Annotated in this window: 18 protein-coding genes; 4 read left to right on the top strand and 14 right to left on the bottom strand. The window is 43.8% G+C overall.

The features are described from left to right. Window positions 1-32: 32 nt before the first annotated feature. From NG55_RS09785 to NG55_RS09770, 4 genes are all read right to left on the bottom strand, one after another. Window positions 33-320: a hypothetical protein gene (locus NG55_RS09785; RefSeq protein ID WP_016542640.1), complete on the bottom strand. Its 288-nt coding sequence runs from the start codon at window positions 318-320 to the stop codon at window positions 33-35. A gap of 121 nt (window positions 321-441) precedes the next feature. Further along, on the bottom strand, window positions 442-2409 hold the full coding sequence (locus tag NG55_RS09780; RefSeq protein WP_065343143.1) for a 2-oxo acid dehydrogenase subunit E2: 1968 nt from the start codon (window positions 2407-2409) through the stop codon (window positions 442-444). 2 nt (window positions 2410-2411) lie between these two features. After that, a complete protein-coding gene (gene aceE / locus NG55_RS09775) occupies window positions 2412-5129 on the bottom strand; it encodes a pyruvate dehydrogenase (acetyl-transferring), homodimeric type (RefSeq protein WP_016542638.1) in 2718 nt (905 codons plus the stop codon). Window positions 5130-5333: 204 nt separating this feature from the next. Beyond that, window positions 5334-6038: a M23 family metallopeptidase gene (locus tag NG55_RS09770; protein WP_016542637.1), complete on the bottom strand. Its 705-nt coding sequence runs from the start codon at window positions 6036-6038 to the stop codon at window positions 5334-5336. A 105-nt stretch (window positions 6039-6143) separates the two neighbouring features. Between NG55_RS09770 and NG55_RS09765 the strand changes: the two genes are divergently transcribed. Further along, entirely contained in the window at window positions 6144-6584 is a 441-nt protein-coding gene (locus tag NG55_RS09765; protein WP_065343142.1) for a DUF721 domain-containing protein, read from the top strand. Between the two features lie 98 nt (window positions 6585-6682). Here the strand turns inward: NG55_RS09765 and lpxC are convergent, their stop codons facing one another. The 9 genes from lpxC to NG55_RS09720 form a co-directional block, all read right to left on the bottom strand. Continuing rightward, window positions 6683-7585 carry a UDP-3-O-acyl-N-acetylglucosamine deacetylase gene (lpxC, locus tag NG55_RS09760; protein ID WP_004657153.1) on the bottom strand — a complete coding sequence of 301 codons (903 nt, stop codon included), beginning with the start codon at window positions 7583-7585 and terminating at the stop codon, window positions 6683-6685. Window positions 7586-7696: 111 nt separating this feature from the next. Continuing rightward, entirely contained in the window at window positions 7697-8878 is a 1182-nt protein-coding gene (gene ftsZ, locus NG55_RS09755; protein ID WP_016542635.1) for a cell division protein FtsZ, read from the bottom strand. A gap of 164 nt (window positions 8879-9042) precedes the next feature. Beyond that, window positions 9043-10305 (bottom strand): cell division protein FtsA, encoded by a 1263-nt coding sequence (gene ftsA, locus NG55_RS09750; RefSeq protein ID WP_016542634.1) that lies wholly within the window; start codon window positions 10303-10305, stop codon window positions 9043-9045. 61 nt (window positions 10306-10366) lie between these two features. Beyond that, complete coding sequence (locus NG55_RS09745) at window positions 10367-11224, bottom strand: cell division protein FtsQ/DivIB (RefSeq protein WP_065343141.1); 858 nt, start codon at window positions 11222-11224, stop codon at window positions 10367-10369. Between the two features lie 6 nt (window positions 11225-11230). Next, window positions 11231-12157, bottom strand: coding sequence for a D-alanine--D-alanine ligase (locus NG55_RS09740; protein WP_016542632.1), 927 nt, complete (start codon window positions 12155-12157; stop codon window positions 11231-11233). A gap of 39 nt (window positions 12158-12196) precedes the next feature. Continuing rightward, a complete protein-coding gene (murC, locus tag NG55_RS09735; RefSeq protein ID WP_016542631.1) occupies window positions 12197-13642 on the bottom strand; it encodes a UDP-N-acetylmuramate--L-alanine ligase in 1446 nt (481 codons plus the stop codon). 13 nt (window positions 13643-13655) lie between these two features. After that, window positions 13656-14753, bottom strand: coding sequence for an undecaprenyldiphospho-muramoylpentapeptide beta-N-acetylglucosaminyltransferase (gene murG / locus NG55_RS09730; protein ID WP_081408987.1), 1098 nt, complete (start codon window positions 14751-14753; stop codon window positions 13656-13658). Between the two features lie 225 nt (window positions 14754-14978). Continuing rightward, the gene (gshB, locus tag NG55_RS09725; protein ID WP_016542629.1) at window positions 14979-15923 is read right to left on the bottom strand and encodes a glutathione synthase; all 945 of its coding nucleotides are present in this window, start codon (window positions 15921-15923) and stop codon (window positions 14979-14981) included. Between the two features lie 225 nt (window positions 15924-16148). Beyond that, on the bottom strand, window positions 16149-16628 hold the full coding sequence (locus NG55_RS09720) for a glutathione peroxidase (RefSeq protein WP_004803595.1): 480 nt from the start codon (window positions 16626-16628) through the stop codon (window positions 16149-16151). Between the two features lie 179 nt (window positions 16629-16807). Here NG55_RS09720 and NG55_RS09715 point away from each other — a divergent pair, with 179 nt between their 5' ends. Beyond that, window positions 16808-17260: a MarR family winged helix-turn-helix transcriptional regulator gene (locus NG55_RS09715; RefSeq protein ID WP_065343140.1), complete on the top strand. Its 453-nt coding sequence runs from the start codon at window positions 16808-16810 to the stop codon at window positions 17258-17260. Beyond that, window positions 17261-17458: a DUF3565 domain-containing protein gene (locus NG55_RS09710; RefSeq protein WP_065343139.1), complete on the top strand. Its 198-nt coding sequence runs from the start codon at window positions 17261-17263 to the stop codon at window positions 17456-17458. An 88-nt stretch (window positions 17459-17546) separates the two neighbouring features. Here NG55_RS09710 and NG55_RS09705 read toward each other — a convergent pair whose 3' ends face one another. After that, a complete protein-coding gene (locus tag NG55_RS09705) occupies window positions 17547-17906 on the bottom strand; it encodes a hypothetical protein (RefSeq protein ID WP_228704171.1) in 360 nt (119 codons plus the stop codon). Between the two features lie 512 nt (window positions 17907-18418). Here NG55_RS09705 and NG55_RS09700 point away from each other — a divergent pair. After that, on the top strand, window positions 18419-19138 hold the full coding sequence (locus tag NG55_RS09700) for an SDR family NAD(P)-dependent oxidoreductase (protein WP_065343138.1): 720 nt from the start codon (window positions 18419-18421) through the stop codon (window positions 19136-19138). The last annotated feature ends 9 nt before the right edge of the window (window positions 19139-19147 follow it).

Here is a 19147-nt window from a genome sequence, read left to right as displayed (position 1 = left end):
ATTCTAGCAAACAATAAAATGCTTTTGAATGGTTATGCCCAAAATTTTTGGTAACTCCACAGCAACACCCGTAAAAGACCAAGCAAAAAAGCCAAATAGGCACTTAGCCCCAAAAAACCAAAGCTGCCCCAACCACTCGCTCCGCCCACATCTTGTGCTTGAAACTCCATTGCCATCACAACGGTCGCAAGCAACACTTCAAGCCCCATGACCACATACATCACCCAATCCCATGGAAAATGTAAGAAGCTGACCCACAAGCCCATCGCTACAAAAACAATCAGCAACAAAGGCAGCATCACCCGATAAATCACCAACATCCCCGCTCCCTCTAGCAATGAAAATGTATTCTCAGCTCAACATAACATACATCTATTCATATTTTGTTCAGCCTAAAAACAGAAAACCCCGCTTCTGCGAGGTTTTCCAAGTTCAAAACAATTAGAGCAATAAGCTACGGATGTCTTTTAACAATTTAGTCAACTTATTGGTAAAACGTGCTGCGTCAGCACCATTAATCACACGGTGGTCATAAGACAATGACAACGGCAACATTAAGCGCGGATCAAAGTCTTTACCATTCCACACAGGTTGCATCGTGGCAGGTGAGATACCTAAAATCGCCACTTGCGGCCAGTTGACCAACGGCGTAAATGCGGTACCCCCAATACTGCCTAAGCTGGTAATGGTAAAGTTAGCACCTTGTAGATCTTTCGGTGACAATTTACGATCACGAGCTTTTTGGCTAAGTTCCGCCAATTCAGCTGCAATTTGCTTAATTGATTTCTGGTCCGGATTACGCAGTACTGGAACTGTTAAACCATCTGGTGTTGCAACCGCAATCCCCATATGAATTTCGTTACGCAACAAGACTGACTTCTGATCATCAGCCAAATGGCCAGCAAAGTACGGCTCTTCTTTCAGCAAATGCGCAACCGCCTTAGCAATAAAGGCCAAGATGGTTAAGCTGAGACCCTGCTTTTTAAAGCCATCTTTCAGTTCGCCACGCCATGCTTCGAGTTCAGTAATATCCGCCAAGTCAAACTGCGTCACTTGAGGAATGAAATTGTTCAATGACAATTGCGGTACAGACACTTGCTGTAAACGCGTCATTGTTTTCACTTCACCGCCACCAAATGCACTAAAGTCTGGCAACTTCGGCAAGCCTGAAGCCACTGGAGCGGCTTGCGTTGCAGCAGTCGGTTGTGGTGCAGTCAGACGTGTTTTCACATAAGCAAAGACATCGTCTTTCATCACACGACCATGCTCGCCTGATGCTTTAACCTGCCCAAGAACAACACCTAACTCTCGTGCCAGTTTACGCACGGCTGGACCCGCGTAGACTTTGGCATTGTCTGCTTCTTGCTGTTTAGTCAATTTTTCAGCTTGCGCTGGCGCACTTGGTGCTGCTGTCGCTGCCGCCTGTGGTTTTGCTGGTTCAGCTTGAGTAGCAGGCGTAGTGGCTGGTTGAGCTTTTGGCACTGTTGCTGGTGCAGCAGCCTGACCACTCACCTCAATCGTTGCCAAAGCCACGCCTTGTCGCACTTCTTGATTGGCAGAGACATGAATTGCTTTCACAATCCCTGCAACTGAACTTGGCACTTCAACCGAAGCCTTATCTGACTCAACCACGCATAAGCTTTGTTGGGCTTCGACGCGATCACCAACATTGACCAGAATTTCTGAAACAAGTGCTTTTTCTACACCCAGATCAGGCACTTCAATTTCAACATGACCTGTTGAGGTATTCGTTGCAGCTGGTGCTTCTGTTGTTGCGACTGGCGCTTCTGTTTGAGCAGGTGCTGCTTGCGATTCTGGTGCAGCAGCCGAACTTGCGGTCTTGACCTGAATCAAGACCACGCCTTCCTTAATGCTATCGCCTTCTTTGATTTGGATGGCTTCAACAACACCAGCAACAGAGCTTGGGACTTCTACCGTCGCTTTGTCTGATTCAACCACGACAATACTTTGTTCTGGCTCAATCTGATCACCGACTTTGACCAACACTTCTGCAACCAGCGCTTTTTCCACACCAATATCTGGAACTTTTACATCCACAACCTGGCTTGCTGTCGCTACTGGAGCGGCAGCGGGTTGTGCTTTTGTTTCAGCTTCGACAGGTTTCGCTTCTGCTTTTGGCGCTTCTGCTTTCGGTGCTTCGTTCGCAGGTGCTTCAGCAGCAGACTCAGACTCCAATTCAATCAATGCGACCCCTTCAGTCACTTCATCGCCCTGCTGAACCAGAATACTTTTCACAATACCGGCGGCAGTGCTTGGTACCTCTACCGTTGCCTTATCTGATTCTAAAACCAGAAGGCTATCGTCAACTGCAACATGGTCGCCTACTTTGACTAAGATTTCTGCAACCAGTGCTTTATCTACGCCAATATCAGGTGCTTGGATTTGCATGATTATTTCCCCTCACCTGTTTGCGTTTCATGGTATTCAGCAACAGCCTGAACTTCTGGGTGCGCTTGTGGCGCCCATGCTACTGGACGGTCAGTATCTAACTCAAAATTAGAAATCGCATCTTTCACTAAACGTGCATCCACTTCACCTTCATCTGCTAATTTTTTCAACGTCGCAACCACGATATGCGCAGCATCAACACCAAAGAAACTACGCAAGTTGGCACGTGTATCTGAACGACCGTAACCATCAGTACCTAAGGCAACAAATGGACGACCATCTGGGAGATATGCACGGATTTGTTCGCTATACGCACGCATATGATCTGTCGCAGAAACAACGATACCTTCTGTACCACGTAACTGTTTAGATACCCAAGATTCTTTCACTTCTTCAGTCAGTGGGTGTAGGCGGTTGTATTCTTCACATGCCATGCCATCACGCGACAACTCATTAAAGCTGGTTACACTCCAAACGTTTGAATGGATTTGGTATTCATCACGTAAGATTTTCGCAGCTTTGATCACTTCGCGAAGAATGACACCTGAACCCAATAATTGCACAGTGGCTTTTTCGTCTTTTTCGAACAAGTACATACCACGTTTAATGCCTTCCTCAGCCCCTTCTGGCATTGCAGGATGCTCGTAGTTTTCGTTCATTACGGTTAAGTAATAGAACACTCGCTCTTGGTTCACATACATACGTTGTAAACCATCATGTACGATCACTGCCAATTCATAACCAAAACATGGATCATAAGATACACAGTTTGGAATGGTGTTCGCCAAGATATGTGAATGACCATCTTGGTGCTGTAAACCTTCACCATTCAATGTGGTACGACCAGCAGTTGCACCGAGCAAGAAACCTTGTGCCTGTGCATCACCAGCAGCCCATGCAATGTCACCAATACGTTGGAAACCAAACATTGAGTAGTACATGTACATTGGAATCATCGGCAAGTTATTGGTTGAATAACTGGTTGCCAACGCAGCCCATGCACTCATCGCACCCGCTTCGTTAATGCCTTCTTGCAACATGTGACCATCACTTGCTTCACGGTAATGCATTAACTGTTCTTGGTCTTCTGGGGTATATTTTTGGCCATGAGCGGCATAAATACCCAGCTGACGAAACATCCCTTCTAAACCAAAGGTACGTGCTTCGTCTGGAACGATTGGAACAACGCGGTCTTTAATGGCTTTTTCTTTCAGTAAAGCCGCAATTAAACGCACCATCAGCATCGTGGTCGATTGTTCTTTACCACCTGAACCATTTAATACCGCATCAAATACAGAGAGTTCAGGAATCGCTAAAGTTTCACTCTCACGACGACGTGCAGGTAGGTAACCCCCTAATGCTTCACGACGCGCCTTCATATACTTCATTTCTGGAGAGTTTTCACTTGGACGATAGAATGGGAGCTCTTCTAACTTATCATCTGTAAATGGCAGATTAAAACGGTCACGTACATACTTCAAAGAGTCGATCTGCATTTTTTTGATTTGGTGGGTTTTGTTCACCGCTTCAATTTCTTCAGATAAACCGTAACCTTTAACTGTTTTCGCAAGAATAACGGTAGGTTGACCTTTGGCTTTCATTGCTTCTGCATAGGCAGCAAAAACTTTGTACGGGTCATGACCACCACGGTTAAGATTATCAATATCTTCATCGCTCAAATCTTTGACCAGTTCCGCAGCTTCAGGGTACTTGCCAAAGAATTTCTCACGGGTATATGCACCACCTTTCACTTGATAGCGTTGGTACTCACCATCAACTGTTTCTTCCATGACCGCTTTTAAAGCGCCAGAAGCGTCTTGTGCAAGCAATGGGTCCCAATGACGACCCCAAACCACCTTAATCACACGCCAGCCTGCACCACGGAACAATGATTCAAGCTCTTGGATGATCTTACCATTACCACGTACTGGGCCATCCAGACGCTGTAAGTTACAGTTCACCACCCAAACCAAGTTATCTAATTTTTCACGACCTGCCAGTGAAATTGCACCCGTACTTTCAGGCTCATCCATCTCACCATCGCCTAGATATGCCCAGACTTTACGATCTTCTTCTTTGATCAAGCCACGATTCATCAAATACTTCTGAATGTGCGCTTGGTAAATCGACATAATCGGGCCTAAACCCATTGATACAGTCGGGAACTGCCAGTAATCAGGCATTAAATAGGGATGCGGATAACTTGGAAGACCATTTCCACCCACTTCACGGCGGAAATTATTCAATTGATCTTCAGTTAAACGACCTTCAAGGAATGAGCGCGCATAGATACCAGGCGCACAATGTCCTTGGTAATAAATCATATCACCGCCAAAGTTATCTGAGGCAGCACGGAAGAAATGGTTAAAACCAACATCATAAAGCGTTGCAGACGATGCAAAACTGGCAAGGTGACCACCCAAATCATCACCCGTTTTATTGGCACGCAACACCATTGCCAATGCATTCCAGCGAATCAAGGCACGGATACGACGTTCCATATCCTGATCACCAGGCATCGCTGGTTGTTCTTCAACTGAAATGGTATTGAGGTAAGGGGTATTTAGGCGTTGGATTGGAACATGTTTTGCAATAGCCCGTTGATAAAGTTTTTCTAGTAAGAAAGCAGCACGCTCCGTGCCCATATGTTGTAATACTGAATCAAATGCTTCTTGCCATTCCTGGGTTTCTTGCGCGTCAGAGTCGCCATAAAACGCCATACAATTCACCTTTTCCCTTAAGTTATTTGTCAACCCTATTTTTATCATGTTTTGCGGTGATAGAGGTATTGCCCTAAATGAATGCAAAACGCCTTATTATTTTCTGACAAAATAGTCATTGACCGAAATGAAACAAAAAACATAAAAAATCGCCAATAAAGGCGATTTTTTTGGATATTTATATACAACTGTTAACAAATTACATTAAGGCAACATTGCTAAATAAGTTGATGGATTTTTCCGTTGACCATCTTTCACAACTTCAAAATGTAAATGTGGTCCAGTACAACGACCTGTACAACCGACATTGGCAATATGCTCGCCCGCCCCAACACGGTCACCCGCATTGACCATTAAGCGCGATGCATGTGCATAACGGGTGATATAACCATTGCCATGATCAATTTCAACATACTGACCATAACCTGTACCCCAACCTGACTTAGTCACCACACCAGGGCCTGTCGCATAGATTGGCGTACCTGATGGTGCAGCAAGATCAACACCTGAATGGTGACGGGTTGAACCGAGTAAAGTACGAGTTCCCCAAGATGAGCTAACTCGCCCTTCCTGTAATGGGTGGCTAACCAACCAAGAATAACCTGTATTTGCAGAGAACGAAGAAGGTGCATTGTCTTGAGATGAAATCGCTGAACGACCATATTTCTTCTCGATCGTTGCATTGTTCAATTCAATAGTTTTTTCACGTAATTTAACTGACACATTCGATACGGCTGGCAGATCCATATCAGCAGAATGAGTATAAGAACCTTGAGCCAAGGTTTTTGATAATTGCTCTAAACGGTCATCACCTGTGGCTTGACCAATGTTCTGATAATCTGCAAAAGCAACCGAAGCAGCTGAAGCAGCCAATGAAAATGCGAGTAAAATACGACGCGTATGATGCATAAAAAACCTCTTGAAACCGTCCTTCAAACGTTCCTTTATCATCTGTTCCTTGATAACAGTTGGAGCAAACGCTTAAGATGGACACATTACCTCCGAGGAAGTTCTATGTCTGAGCCTAACAACGTTTTCCAACAGAAAGGACAACACATAAAAACTGGAAACTTAACGTTTCTGACGACGCAAGTCACACAATGGAAACAACTTACGAAAATTATTCAACCCTTACTGCCCCAACCAGAGCAATGGCAGGTTGTTTGTTATCAACATGGCGTTTTGATCATCACTGGTGAAAATCAAGCAATGATTAGTCAACTCAGCTATTTACAAAGCCACTATGTTGCGCAGTTAGCTCAGCTCGAAGGACTCAAGGAATTACGAAAAATTCAAGTTCGGTTAAGAAACAAAACAGTTGCCTCTCGTGAACCCTCTCCCCCAACAAAAACACTAACATCAGAGACCCAAGAGCAATTGCGCAGCGCCGCTGAATATGTGAGCGACCCTAAGCTTAGCCAAGCTTTACTACGTTTGGCAAGCAATAAAAAGTAAACTGCATAGATTAAGTGTTGGAATACACTCTAATTTTGTGTGATGAAAATCTCAGATTCAATTGTTATAATATAACATAGGCAATAAAAGACAATGACTTATGTCACACTCACATAAGGAATTGGACAATCACTCTCGTTATTAAATGTTACAATTTCATAGCTGCTTGGATCGTTTTGAACATTGCGTAATAGCTGGTTGTTCAACGCATGCCCTGATTTGTATCCATCAAACTTGGCAATAATCTGATGTCCAAGTAAATATAAATCACCGACGGCATCTAAAATTTTATGTCGTACAAACTCATCAGCAAAGCGCAAGCCTTCCTCATTGACCACACCGGTATCATCCACGCCAATCGCATTTTCAAGACTCGCACCCAACGCCAGATTATTGGCTTTTAAATAGTCTAAATCTTTCATGAAGCCAAAGGTTCGTGCTTCACTGACTTCATAGACAAAGGTTTCTGTTGAAAAATCGATCGTCGCTGATTGGTATTCTTTGGCAAAGGCAGGATGATCAAAGTCGATGGTAAAGTTCAGCTGGAAGCCTGAATGCGGTGAAAAAATGGCTTTTTTGTCGTCGATTAAAGCCTCTACAGGCTTTAAAATGCGAATGAACTTCTTTGGCGCATCTTGCTCCGCCAGTTCACCTTGCATCAATAAATAAATAAACGGTCCCGCGCTACCATCCATAATCGGTACTTCGGATGCAGACACTTCTACAATCAGGTTATCAATCCCCAAGCCAGCAATCGCACTCATCACATGTTCAATGGTTCCGACCTTAATGTCGTCACGCACCAGATTCGAACACATAAAAGCTTCTTGGATTAACAGCGCATTGGCCGTAATATCCACCGGAGGATTTAAGTCGATACGGCGAAAGACAATACCCCCATCAATATGATGCGGAACAAAATTAATCAGCACCTTTTGACCACTGTGCAGACCAATACCGCTCGCTTTCACCACACGCTTGAGAGTACGTTGTTTCAACATGCCATACCAACTTCATTTGCAAAAACCGATATAACTTAGCATATTTTGCCATTTTAAAAAAATAAAAAAGGGGGCAATTAATTGCCCCCTTTCTCTAAATATATGATTTTATTATTTACGCTGTTGATTTTTCAGATAGTCTTGAATGCTCATTGGCGATGATCGTGGCGTAGAACTTGCCGCAGCGCTCACTGGCGCATCGGTATTTGTACGTTTGCTGATCGCAGGAACATCATCCTCATCAACCGACTGCTGTACAGATTGAGAAGCTGGTGCATGTGAAGTCACCGCACGACGCTTCTGATCAACTTCACTCGCATTACGGGTTAAACCTGTTGCAATGACCGTAACGCGTAATTCATCACGTGCATCCGGATCAAATACTGTGCCGTAGAAGATTTCACCTTCATCCAAATCAACGATTTGATTGACCACATCAGTAATGATTTCAGTTTCACGCAGAGTAATATCATCTCCACCCGTGATGTTAATCAACACACCTTTGGCATTGATAATATTCACATTATCAAGCAATGGGCTACGAATTGCCTGCTCAGCTGCTTGGCGAGCACGATCTTCACCACGGCCTAAACCAGCACCCATCATGGCATAACCACGGGTACTCATCGCTGTTTTCAAGTCAGCAAAGTCAAGGTTAATATGACCACGATTTACCACAAGATCAAAGATACTGCGTACCGCATTCAGCAACACATCATCTGCCTTTTTATAGGCATCTTTCATTGAAATATCACCATATACGCTGAGTAAGCGTTGGTTTGGAATGATGATCAATGAATCCACATGTGCTTCTAAAGCATCAATGCCTTTTTCAGCAGACTTTTGACGACGACGGCCTTCAAAGTTGAATGGCGTAGTCACCACACCTACAGTCAAGATGCCCATTTCTTTGGCAACTTCGGCAACCACTGGTGCAGCACCGGTACCTGTACCACCGCCCATACCGGCAGTGACAAACACCATGTCAGTCCCTTCAAGATGCTGACGAATCACTTCACGACTTTCTTCTGCCGCAATTTGACCCACCTCAGGATTCGCACCAGCACCTAAACCACGTGTACTTTGTTCACCCAATTGAATTTTGAACGGGGCATTCATGCTATCCAAGGCTTGTTTGTCGGTATTTGCACAAACGAACTTTACACCTTGAATGTCAGATTGCGCCATATGCTGCACGGCATTACCACCGCCACCACCAACGCCAAATACTGTGAAACGGGCTTGACCGTTGCCATTGTCTAGTTCATCTTCTATAAATTCAAATGAGGCCATGACCTTTAGATTTCCTAATATTAATGGCAGTTACTTCAGCCCGTTACTGCCCTGATTTTTAAACAACTGATGTTTAGGATGCTGTTCAATAATCGCTAGCTTGTCAAGTACAGTGGCGGATTTAGAACAACTTCCTAACAAATTTTCCCAAAAATAACTACAACTTAAAAGATGGCCTTTAATTTGCTATTTAATGCATTCCAACCATTGGCAACGCGATCAACAAAACTACGATCACTTGCCTCTTCTGGTTCTTCCACCGTATCTTGCAAATCACTTTGGCTAAACATCAACAAACCCGCTGCGGTTGCGTACATAGAACGACGCAAGGCTGCCAAGTGCTGATCATCAGCATAGACCTGTAACGGCGGATTGCCCAAGTGCGCAGAGACACCCAACATACGACGTGCCAGATTCACCATGCCTTCAATTTGACAGGCATCCCCAGTGAGTACCACGCCATGATAGAGACCATGAATTGCACCACTATGCTCTAACTCTTCACGAATGAGGCTAAAGATTTCTTCATAACGTGCAATGATGATTTCTGCAAGCTCAATACGACTGATGGTTTGTGTACCATCAATGCCTTGTACTTGAATCATGTGATCAGGTTTGACTACGCTCATATCCACGCAGCCATGCAAAATCTTGATGCGTTCCGCTTCTTCCGTGGTGGTTTGCAAAACAGCGGCAATATCACGGGTGACATTCTCACCACCACGTGGCAAGGTCCGTGCAAGTGCCAAACGACCATCCAGATACACCGCAATATTGGTAATACCCGCACCAATATCCACTAAGCAAACACCATATTCTTTTTCGTCTTTGAGCAGACTAGCTTCAGCGGTTGCCAAGCAAGACACCACCATTTTCTCCACCCCGATATTGGCCCCTTTCATGGCACGATCAAGGTTTTGCATGGTGCTGATCGGCATCATCATCAACTGATAATGCCCCGTCATGCTATGCGCCGACATATTGACTGGGTTTTGCACCCATTCCGCCGAATCACCCAGCTCAAAGCCCAATGGCACTGCGCTAGCAAGATAATAATCTGGCGACACATGACTGGCTTTGGCCAATTCTAACGCGCGTACCACTTCATTTGTCGTAATAATATGATCGTGGTTGGCAACTGGCGTACGGCCTGAGGCATAAAAACTTTGTAATTCAGTACTTGGAATCGATACCCATGCACTATGAATACGGCATTCAGCCATATCCTCTGCTTCGGATACCGCATTTTTAATCGCCGCAATCACCTTGTCTAAGCTAACAATCTTGCCTTTAACCATACCTCGGTTGCGAGCAGTTGCCATGCCAATGACCTGGATCTTATCCGGCGCATGGATCTTACCAATCAAAACTGTGACTTTATGAGTCCCAATATCAATCGCAACAACTGAGGGAACAGCTTCACTCATTACTTCAATACCATATCTTTAGTGTTGTTTAGGACCACTGCCCTTTATTTTAAGCCACGTATTATGGCTTTGCCTGAATTGCCCCTGCAAGGCTTGTGTCATCAATCGTTACAACTAACTGACCGTTGACAATCTTTGGCGGAGCTGCATTTTTCCACTGAATAGCCAAGCCATTCCGATAACGCAGATCAATTGCCGTGATTTTTGACCATACAGGTTTTAAATCCGTTTGTGCCAAATGGCTTAAACGCTGAAGCTTATTCATGGTCTGATCCTGATCTACAATAATCCGTAGGCCTGAATCAAATTGCATGAACCACGTCATACGCTCGGTTAAATACAATTCTTTTAATCTCAAATTCGCTGGATGAAACAGTTGATTAATTTCATTATAGCGACGCATCATCATTTTGGATTGGCTGGCTGGCCCATGCAGTAGCGGCAAGTTTGGATGTGCTGTTGGCACTGCCTCGCTAAATACATCACCATTGTCACTGAGCAAACGCCCTGTTCCCCAACGTGCAATCGCATGACGCGGCATCACCCGCACCCGAATTGCATTTGGCCAAGCCCGTGACACCACCACACGATCAACCCATGACACTTTTAATGCTTGATCGCGAATTTGCTCTAAATCTGAAGTGAAGTAGTTATCTTTAATAATCGGATTCAGATATTGAACTAACTGCTGGTTCTCAACATCAGAATTGGTCCCGACCACCTGCAACTGCGCCACTCGAGCATCTGTCATAACTTTATATAAAGCAAACAAACCCAGTGCCAACACCACAAATGCAATCACCAGCAATATCCAACCACCCGCATTCACCATCTTTTGTCGAGGCGAAGGCGGTTTCTCGTGAATCGAGCTAATGGCTGGCCGTGTTTTACGGCGCATCGAAGCAGGTAATTGAGCCATAAATCGTTAAGCCGACTTTGTTAAGGTTTGCTCTAAAATCGCAACGCAGAGCTGATCAAAGTTATAGCCCACTGCTTGCGCCGCTTTTGGCACCAACGAGTGACTGGTCATACCTGGCACTGTATTTACCTCTAATAACCAGAAGTTACCCTGTTCATCCTGCATCGCATCAATACGACCCCAGCCTTCTGCACCGACCGCTTGGAAAGCGCGTAAGCAAAGCGCCTGTAAGCTTTTTTCTTCTGCTTCACTCAGACCGCAAGGAATGCCATATTCCACATCATTGCGTTGATATTTGGCTTCATAGTCGTAGAACGCCACATCTGCGGGTGGCTGTAAACGAATCACCGGTAATGGCTGACCATTTAAGAATGAAATGGTGAATTCACGACCCGTGATCCACTTTTCTGCCATCACCACAGCATCGTGCTGAGTGGCTTTTTCAATCGCAGCAGCAAAATCTTCAGCTTTTTCAACTTTACTCATGCCAACGCTCGAACCCTCATGCACTGGCTTGATAATCACAGGTAAGCCCAATTCTGCAATCACAGGCTCAAGATCCGTGTCTTTGGTAATGATACGGTAGGGTGCAGTTGGCAGATCACTGCCCTGCCAGATTTGCTTGGTTTTGACTTTGTCCATGCCAATCGCAGAACCTTGTACACCCGTACCCGTATATGGCAGGTTTAACCATTCCAATACGCCTTGGATCTGACCGTCTTCACCGCCACGACCATGTAATACGATAAAAGCACGATCATAACCCACCAGTTCAGTCACGCTTCGATCTTGTGGGTCAAATGCTTCTGCCTGTACGCCCGAACGCAATAACGCCTCTAGAACAGCTTGACCGCTGTCCAATGACACAGCGCGCTCAGCCGACTTCCCACCAAACAACACAGCAACTTTGCCGAATTTTGCAGCATTTGACACGTTTATATCCTTAAAACTTTTAATATTCACAAAACAAAATTATTTGGCATACAAGCGATGCTGAGCCAATTCTACCGAAATTGCACCGACGTTACCTGCGCCTTGTGTTAATAACAGGTCATTTGCTTGTAACACTTTTTGTAAAACGTTCGGTAAATTACCATCCACTGGATCAACCAAGATCGGTTCAACTTCGCCACGTAACCGAATACTGCGTGCCAAAGCACGACTGTCAGCACCCACAATCGGCTTTTCACCCGCTGGATAGACTTCCAGTAATAACAATTGATCGACTTGTGATAACACATCGACAAAGTCATCAAAACAATCACGGGTACGGCTAAAACGGTGTGGTTGGAACAACATCACCAAACGACGGTCTGGATGGCTGGCACGCGCGGCTTTAATGGTCGCTTCAACTTCTTTCGGATGGTGACCATAGTCATCCACTAACTTCACCAAGCCTTCGCCCACTTCATATTCACCTTGAACTTGGAAGCGACGACCGACACCACTAAAGCCTTCTAAAGCACGGCAAATCGCACCATCAGAAACACCCTCATCGGTTGCCACACCAATCGCAGCCAATGCATTCAAGACATTATGCAAGCCCGGTTGATTGATGGTGACACGCAATGGCTCACGGTCTTTACGCAATACGGTAAAGTGCGACTGCATGCCTTCTTGTTCAACATCAACCGCACGAATATCGTTGTCTTCATCAAAACCATAGGTCAAGACTGGGCGGCCCACACGCGGTAAAATTTCACGAATATTGGCGTCATCACCACAGACCACAGCCAAGCCGTAGAATGGCAGGTTATGTAGGAACTGAATAAAGGTATCTTTTAACTTATCAAAGCTGCCTTCATAAGTGTCCATATGATCTGCATCAATATTGGTCACGATCGCAGCCATCGGTTGCAAATACAAGAATGAGGCATCTGACTCATCTGCTTCCGCCACGATGAAACGACTTTCACCGAGTGCAGCATTCACACCTGTACTATTCAGCAAACCACCAATCACATAGGTCGGATCAAGGTTTTCTTCTGCCAACATGGTGGTCAACAAACTGGTGGTGGTGGTTTTACCATGCGTACCCGCAACCGCAATCCCGTGGCGGTAACGCATCAATTCACCCAACATTTCCGCACGGCGTACAATCGGAGTCCGCTGTTCAATCGCTGCTTTAATCTCTGGATTTTCAGGATCAATCGCAGTCGACACCACCAATACATTGGCATTTTTAATATTGTCAGCCGAGTGACCAATAAATACTTTAATGCCATTGGCTTCAAGTTGAGCTGTGGTTTTCGACGCTTTAATGTCTGAGCCTGAAATCTTATAACCTTGGTTACTCAATACTTCGGCAATACCGCACATCCCCGCACCACCAATACCAACAAAGTGGATATTTTTAATACGGCGCATTTCTGGCACTTTAATCAGCTTTTTGGCTTGGCTTGGATTTGTAGGAGACATAGATAAACTCGAATTACAATTTTTTAATTAGATCAACCACATGCTGTGTTGCATTCGGTTGTGCTTGTTGACGTGCTTTAACTGCCATTTCAGACAGGAGTTGGCGATTTAATAAGGTTGCTAACAACTCATCCAAAACAGCAGGTGTCATGTCTGCTTGCTGGCAAATCTTGGCAGCACCCGCATTGGCCAAGAATTTCGCATTTGCAGTTTGGTGGTCATCCACCGCAATCGGTAACGGCACAAAGATTGCAGCCAAACCTGCAGTTGCCACTTCGGTTACCGTTAAAGCACCGGCACGACAAATAATCAAATCAGCTTCACTATAAGCCTTGGCCATATCCTGAATAAAAGGTTCAACCTGAATATTCAAACTGGCAGGGGCATCTTGATACAGTGCACGCGTGGCATCTTGCTTGTTTTGACCACATTGATGAAATACCTGCAGCGGCACAGTGACCTTTTTCAAGGCCTCAGGCAAACGCTCATTCAGCGCTTGCGCACCGAGCGAACCACCCACAATCAAAACATTCAATGGCAGTTGTTCTTGTTCGCGGGTTTGATAGCGCCAAGAAGGATTTAAAATCGCAGTGATTTCCGCACGCACAGGATTACCTGTGGTCACGACTTTATCACTGTTTGCAAATGTATTTGGAAAAGCCTGACACACGGTCTTGGCAATACGTGCCAATTGAGTGTTGGTAAAACCTGCAATCGCATTTTGCTCATGGATCAATACAGGAATACCGAGTAAACGTGCAGCCAAGCCGCCTGGGCCTGCCACATAACCACCGAAACCAGCGACTGCATCAATCTTGAGCTGTTTCATATAGCGCATAGCGCTTAAAGTCGCTTTTAAAATTTTAAACGGTGCACTGAGTTTACGGACCAAACCATTGCCGCGCACACCTTGAATATCAATTTGATAAATCGGAATATTTTGATCTTTCAACAACCGATTTTCCATTCCTGTCGGGGTCGCCAACCATGAGACCTGACAGCCTTCTTGTTGCAGTTGTCTAGCAACAGCAAGTGCAGGAAAAACGTGTCCACCTGTACCAGCGGCCATCATCATGACATGTTTAGGTTTGTTTTCTGGGGAATTGGTCACAGTCTAATTCTTCAACTCAAAAAAGAAGGTTATCGTCTATTGTTTTCGGCAGTTATTTTAATCCTAAAGCTTCATTCACGAAAAGCGAATTTCACCTGTTTACAACAGAAAGCTGGGCTTTTTTCGATTCTTTGTTAAAAACAAGGTTCTGCCGATATACAAAAGCCCGTTTGCCTGCCAATTATGCTGACATTCAAACGGGCAATTCGGTCAAAAAGCAACTTTTTAGTTTTGACGACCAGCTTCTAAAACATCAAAAAGATCATCGGCAATTGACGTCCCAAACTGTGCATCAATCTCACGGATACAGGTTGGACTAGTGACGTTAATTTCAGTCACATAGTTGCCAATCACATCCAAACCCACAAAGACCAGCCCTTTTTCACGTAGGAATGGACCGACTTTTGCCGCAATCAATTTATCATTTTCAGTCAGTGGACGGGCCTGGCCTAAACCACCTGCAGCCAAGTTACCTCGCACTTCACCATTTTGTGGAATACGCGCCAAGCAATATGGAATCGGTTCACCATTGACCATCAAGATGCGTTTATCACCTTCCACAATTTCAGGGATATAGCGTTGCGCCATAATTGGACGTGTGCCCATTTCCGTAAGCATTTCCAACGTCGAACCAATGTTCACGCCATCTTGGTATAGGCGGAAAATCCCCATGCCGCCCATGCCATCCAAAGGCTTTACAATCACATCGCCATGTTCTTTGATAAATTCACGAATCAGGCTTTGTTGTGAAGTCACCAAAGTGGGTACTTGAAGCTCTGGGAACTGCGTAGCAAACAATTTTTCATTACAGTCACGTAGCGATTGTGGTTTATTGATAATCCACACCCCTTCACGCTCGGCTTGTTCCAAAATATAGGTGGTATAGACAAAGTTCATGTCGAAGGGTGGATCTTTACGCATCAACACCACATCGTAATCTGCCAACGATTCTTTGCGCTGCTCGCCTAGCTCATAGTAATGGTTATAATCTTCAAAGACTTTCAGCGGTGAGATTAGGCCAAAGGCTTTGCCTTGATCGATATATAAATCGTGCTGTAATGCATAACCCAATTCATGTCCGCGACGGCTGGCCGCCCATAACATTGCCATGGTTGAATCTTTTTTGAGATTCACAGTTTCAATCGGGTCCATCACCACCAGTACACGCATATTCTGACGCTCGTATTTTTAATCTTGGCAAAAAGTATAGCGAAGTTTGCGGTCAATCGTGAAACAAGTTGTATAAATCTTAAAGATTAAAAAATCTATTTTGTTCAATTAATTACAACATATTAAAAATATTCAGCTTTATGATTTAATTTGTTTCGGATGAGGAAATCACCAGTGGATGCATCGTAGACCAGTCATTTCCATCTTCCTCATTTTCTAGGCTATTTATCGCAAAAGCTTTTGAATATCTTTGGCAATTTTTTCAGGTTTGGTGATTGGGGCATAGCGTTTGACCACTTCACCGTTTTGATTGATCAGAAACTTAGTGAAGTTCCATTTAATGCTGCTGCCTAATAGACCTTTGGCTTCAGAAGTAAGGTATTGGTATAAGGGATGTGCGGTTGGGCCATTCACATCGACCTTGGCAAACATCGGGAAAGATACGCCATAGTTACGTTGACAGAAACTGCCAATTTCTTCATTGCTGGATGGATCTTGATTGGCAAATTGGTTACATGGAAAACCCAGAATCACCAGCCCTTGTTGTTGATAGTCCTGATATAGCTTTTCCAAGCCTTCAAATTGTGGCGTTAGACCGCACTGGCTTGCGGTATTCACCACCAATAAAACTTTGCCTTGGTAATCCGCGAGGTTCTTTTGTTCGCCTTCTAATAGTTCAGCCTGAAAATCATAAATCTTGCTCATAGGTGTTCTCTCATCTATCCAATGGTGGAATTGCTCAAAATCATTTGCTGAATCTTTCAGCTTGCTTAATTTAATATTGCACACAATTATCTTGTGCACAAGTTTATTATGCGCAATGTACTTTTAAAGCAATCCAATTTATACTGAATGTTCAACAACCGAGTCGAGGACAGATCATCATGGCTGACGTTTCATTTTTGGATAACCAAGTGTGTTTTGCCATGTATTCCGCGACCAATGCGATGATTCGCCAGTATCGCCCTTTGCTGCAGGAATATGATCTGACCTATCCGCAATTTATTGTATTGCTGGCCTTGTATGAACAGGACAATGTGATGTTGTCTGAGATTGGGCAAAAGACTTTTTTTGATTCTGGAACGCTGACACCGATTATTAAAAAACTCGAAGAGAAGCAGTTTTTAAAGCGTGTTGCGGTCAAAGAAGATGAGCGGATGAAGAAAGTGATCTTGCTGGAAAAGGCACTGGCTGCAAAAGATGAAATTACTCTGATTCCGTTTAAGCTCGCCTGCTCTTTGGGTATGGACCCGAATGATCTGCTGGCGATTCATAACTTATGCCATCGCTTTTTAAAGGGTTTGGAACACTCTAAACTCGAAAGTCTGGAAAATTAAATGCAGCAAGCGATTGTGGGTTTTCATCTCGATGAAGAAGCTCATTGGATAGCTGATCTTGCCTGTGGTCATGGGCAGCATGTGCGCCATGATCCACCGTGGCAAAATCGCCCTTGGGTGTTAAGCGAACAAGGGCGCAGAGAGAAATTAGGGGTAATGTTGGAATGTAAGAAGTGTGGGGATGTACAATTCGGATAAGAGATTTTATGTTAATCAGATGATCGAAACGCCCTATTTATGGGCCATGGGACTGTTCTAAATTTTGTGTAAGTACTTAATTTTCATTTTAATCACACTTAAATCCTGATAACTGTAATTCTTGTTTTAGATTATCAGCACCTTCTGAGGTCATAAAATTTTGGAGATAGTTTGTTGATTCAAAATAAGACTCGTGGACTGTGTTATTTATGATAATGTTGTCAGCGTTTATAACTGCATTTGCCATTGAGCACACTTCTTTTTTCTCTTTATCAGTCAGAACCTTTACATCATTTTCAGCGTTATTCAATATCAATTTGCCACGAACAATGATTTCTAACTGTGGGTAAACTTTTTCTAGCATCTGTAAATATTTCTTTTCATCTGCATAACTTGGATATTCTTTCGCTTGAATTGTACTGATTGCTGAAATAGCAAGTAGGCTCATTAGGATCTTTTTCATTTTATAAGTTTTTGTAAAGCTTCGGATAACTAAGTATAGCATTCTATTGTTGAGCCGTTGAATGAGAATTTAGGCTTATAGTGATACTCATTCATTTTGGTTTTGAACTTCACTTCCATGTCATAGACCTTATCGGTAGGCTTGTACAACAAAGCCAAATTAACATAATACGGCTTATGCAAAACGCTCGAATCTTTTACTTACATATCGATCTCTTAAGTTAATCCGTTCAAGGGTTCAGCGCACTGGAACGGATTTTTTATCACTTTTCACGTTCCACACCTTTTTAATCATTATTCCCAATAATCAATTAGCCAAATTCAATAAGAAGGAAGCCCTCTCTGCTTCCTTTTCTACATCTAACATTTAGATACCGCACTTTTCAAGATAGGTTTATATATACCAAAGCGTATTCTAGAACTATAGGTTTAAGTATTGACCTCAAGCCAACTTGAGCTTTTATAGTCATCTTTTAATCTAAAAATACGGATAGATGGATGGATAACTCAAATAAAACGTTTCTCATATACGGCGTCAGTAAAGGTCTAGGCAAAGCCTTTGTTCAAGCTGTACCAAAACCAACAGATACCATCTATGGCGTCTCTCGCAGCCAACCACAAGAAACTCCAAACTTAAACTGGATTCGTGCTGATCTATCTAAGCCAGAGCAGGCTGTAAACGATGTAAAAACAGCAATTGGACAGCAAAAAATTGATGTACTGATTTACAATGTGGGCATTTGGGAACAACAAGCTTTTAGCGAAAACTATAATTTTGAAGAGGTTTCTGCTGCTGAAATCAACCAAATCATCAATACCAATATCAGCACCTGTATCCTGTCGATTCAATCTCTCATTGAAAATCTCAAACTCTCCGACAACGCCAAAATTATTCTGATTGGCTCAACGTGGGGGGTTGATAATCATAATGGTAAAGAGCTTATTTTCTCCGCAACTAAATTTGCGTTAAGGGGCATTGCGCAATCTCTTCGAGAAATCTTGCGTGAACACTTGATTGGCGTCAGCGTACTGAACTTGGGCTATCTGGCCAGTGAATATGAGATTGATCAACCTACTCAAGATGTTTTAGAACAAACCGAATATTCTCTCATCCCTTTAGCCGATGTGATTCAGGCGATTCATTTTATTCTTTCAACCACTAAGGCAAGCTGTGTTAAAGAAATCCTGATGCCTGCAATGTTGGATCAGAATGTTTAAATTCTGGTC

Source organism: Acinetobacter gyllenbergii (genome assembly GCF_001682515.1).
GTDB lineage: Bacteria > Pseudomonadota > Gammaproteobacteria > Pseudomonadales > Moraxellaceae > Acinetobacter > Acinetobacter gyllenbergii.
The sequence above is the reverse complement of the archived record's forward strand: the minus strand, read 5'-3'. Positions and strand labels throughout refer to the sequence as shown.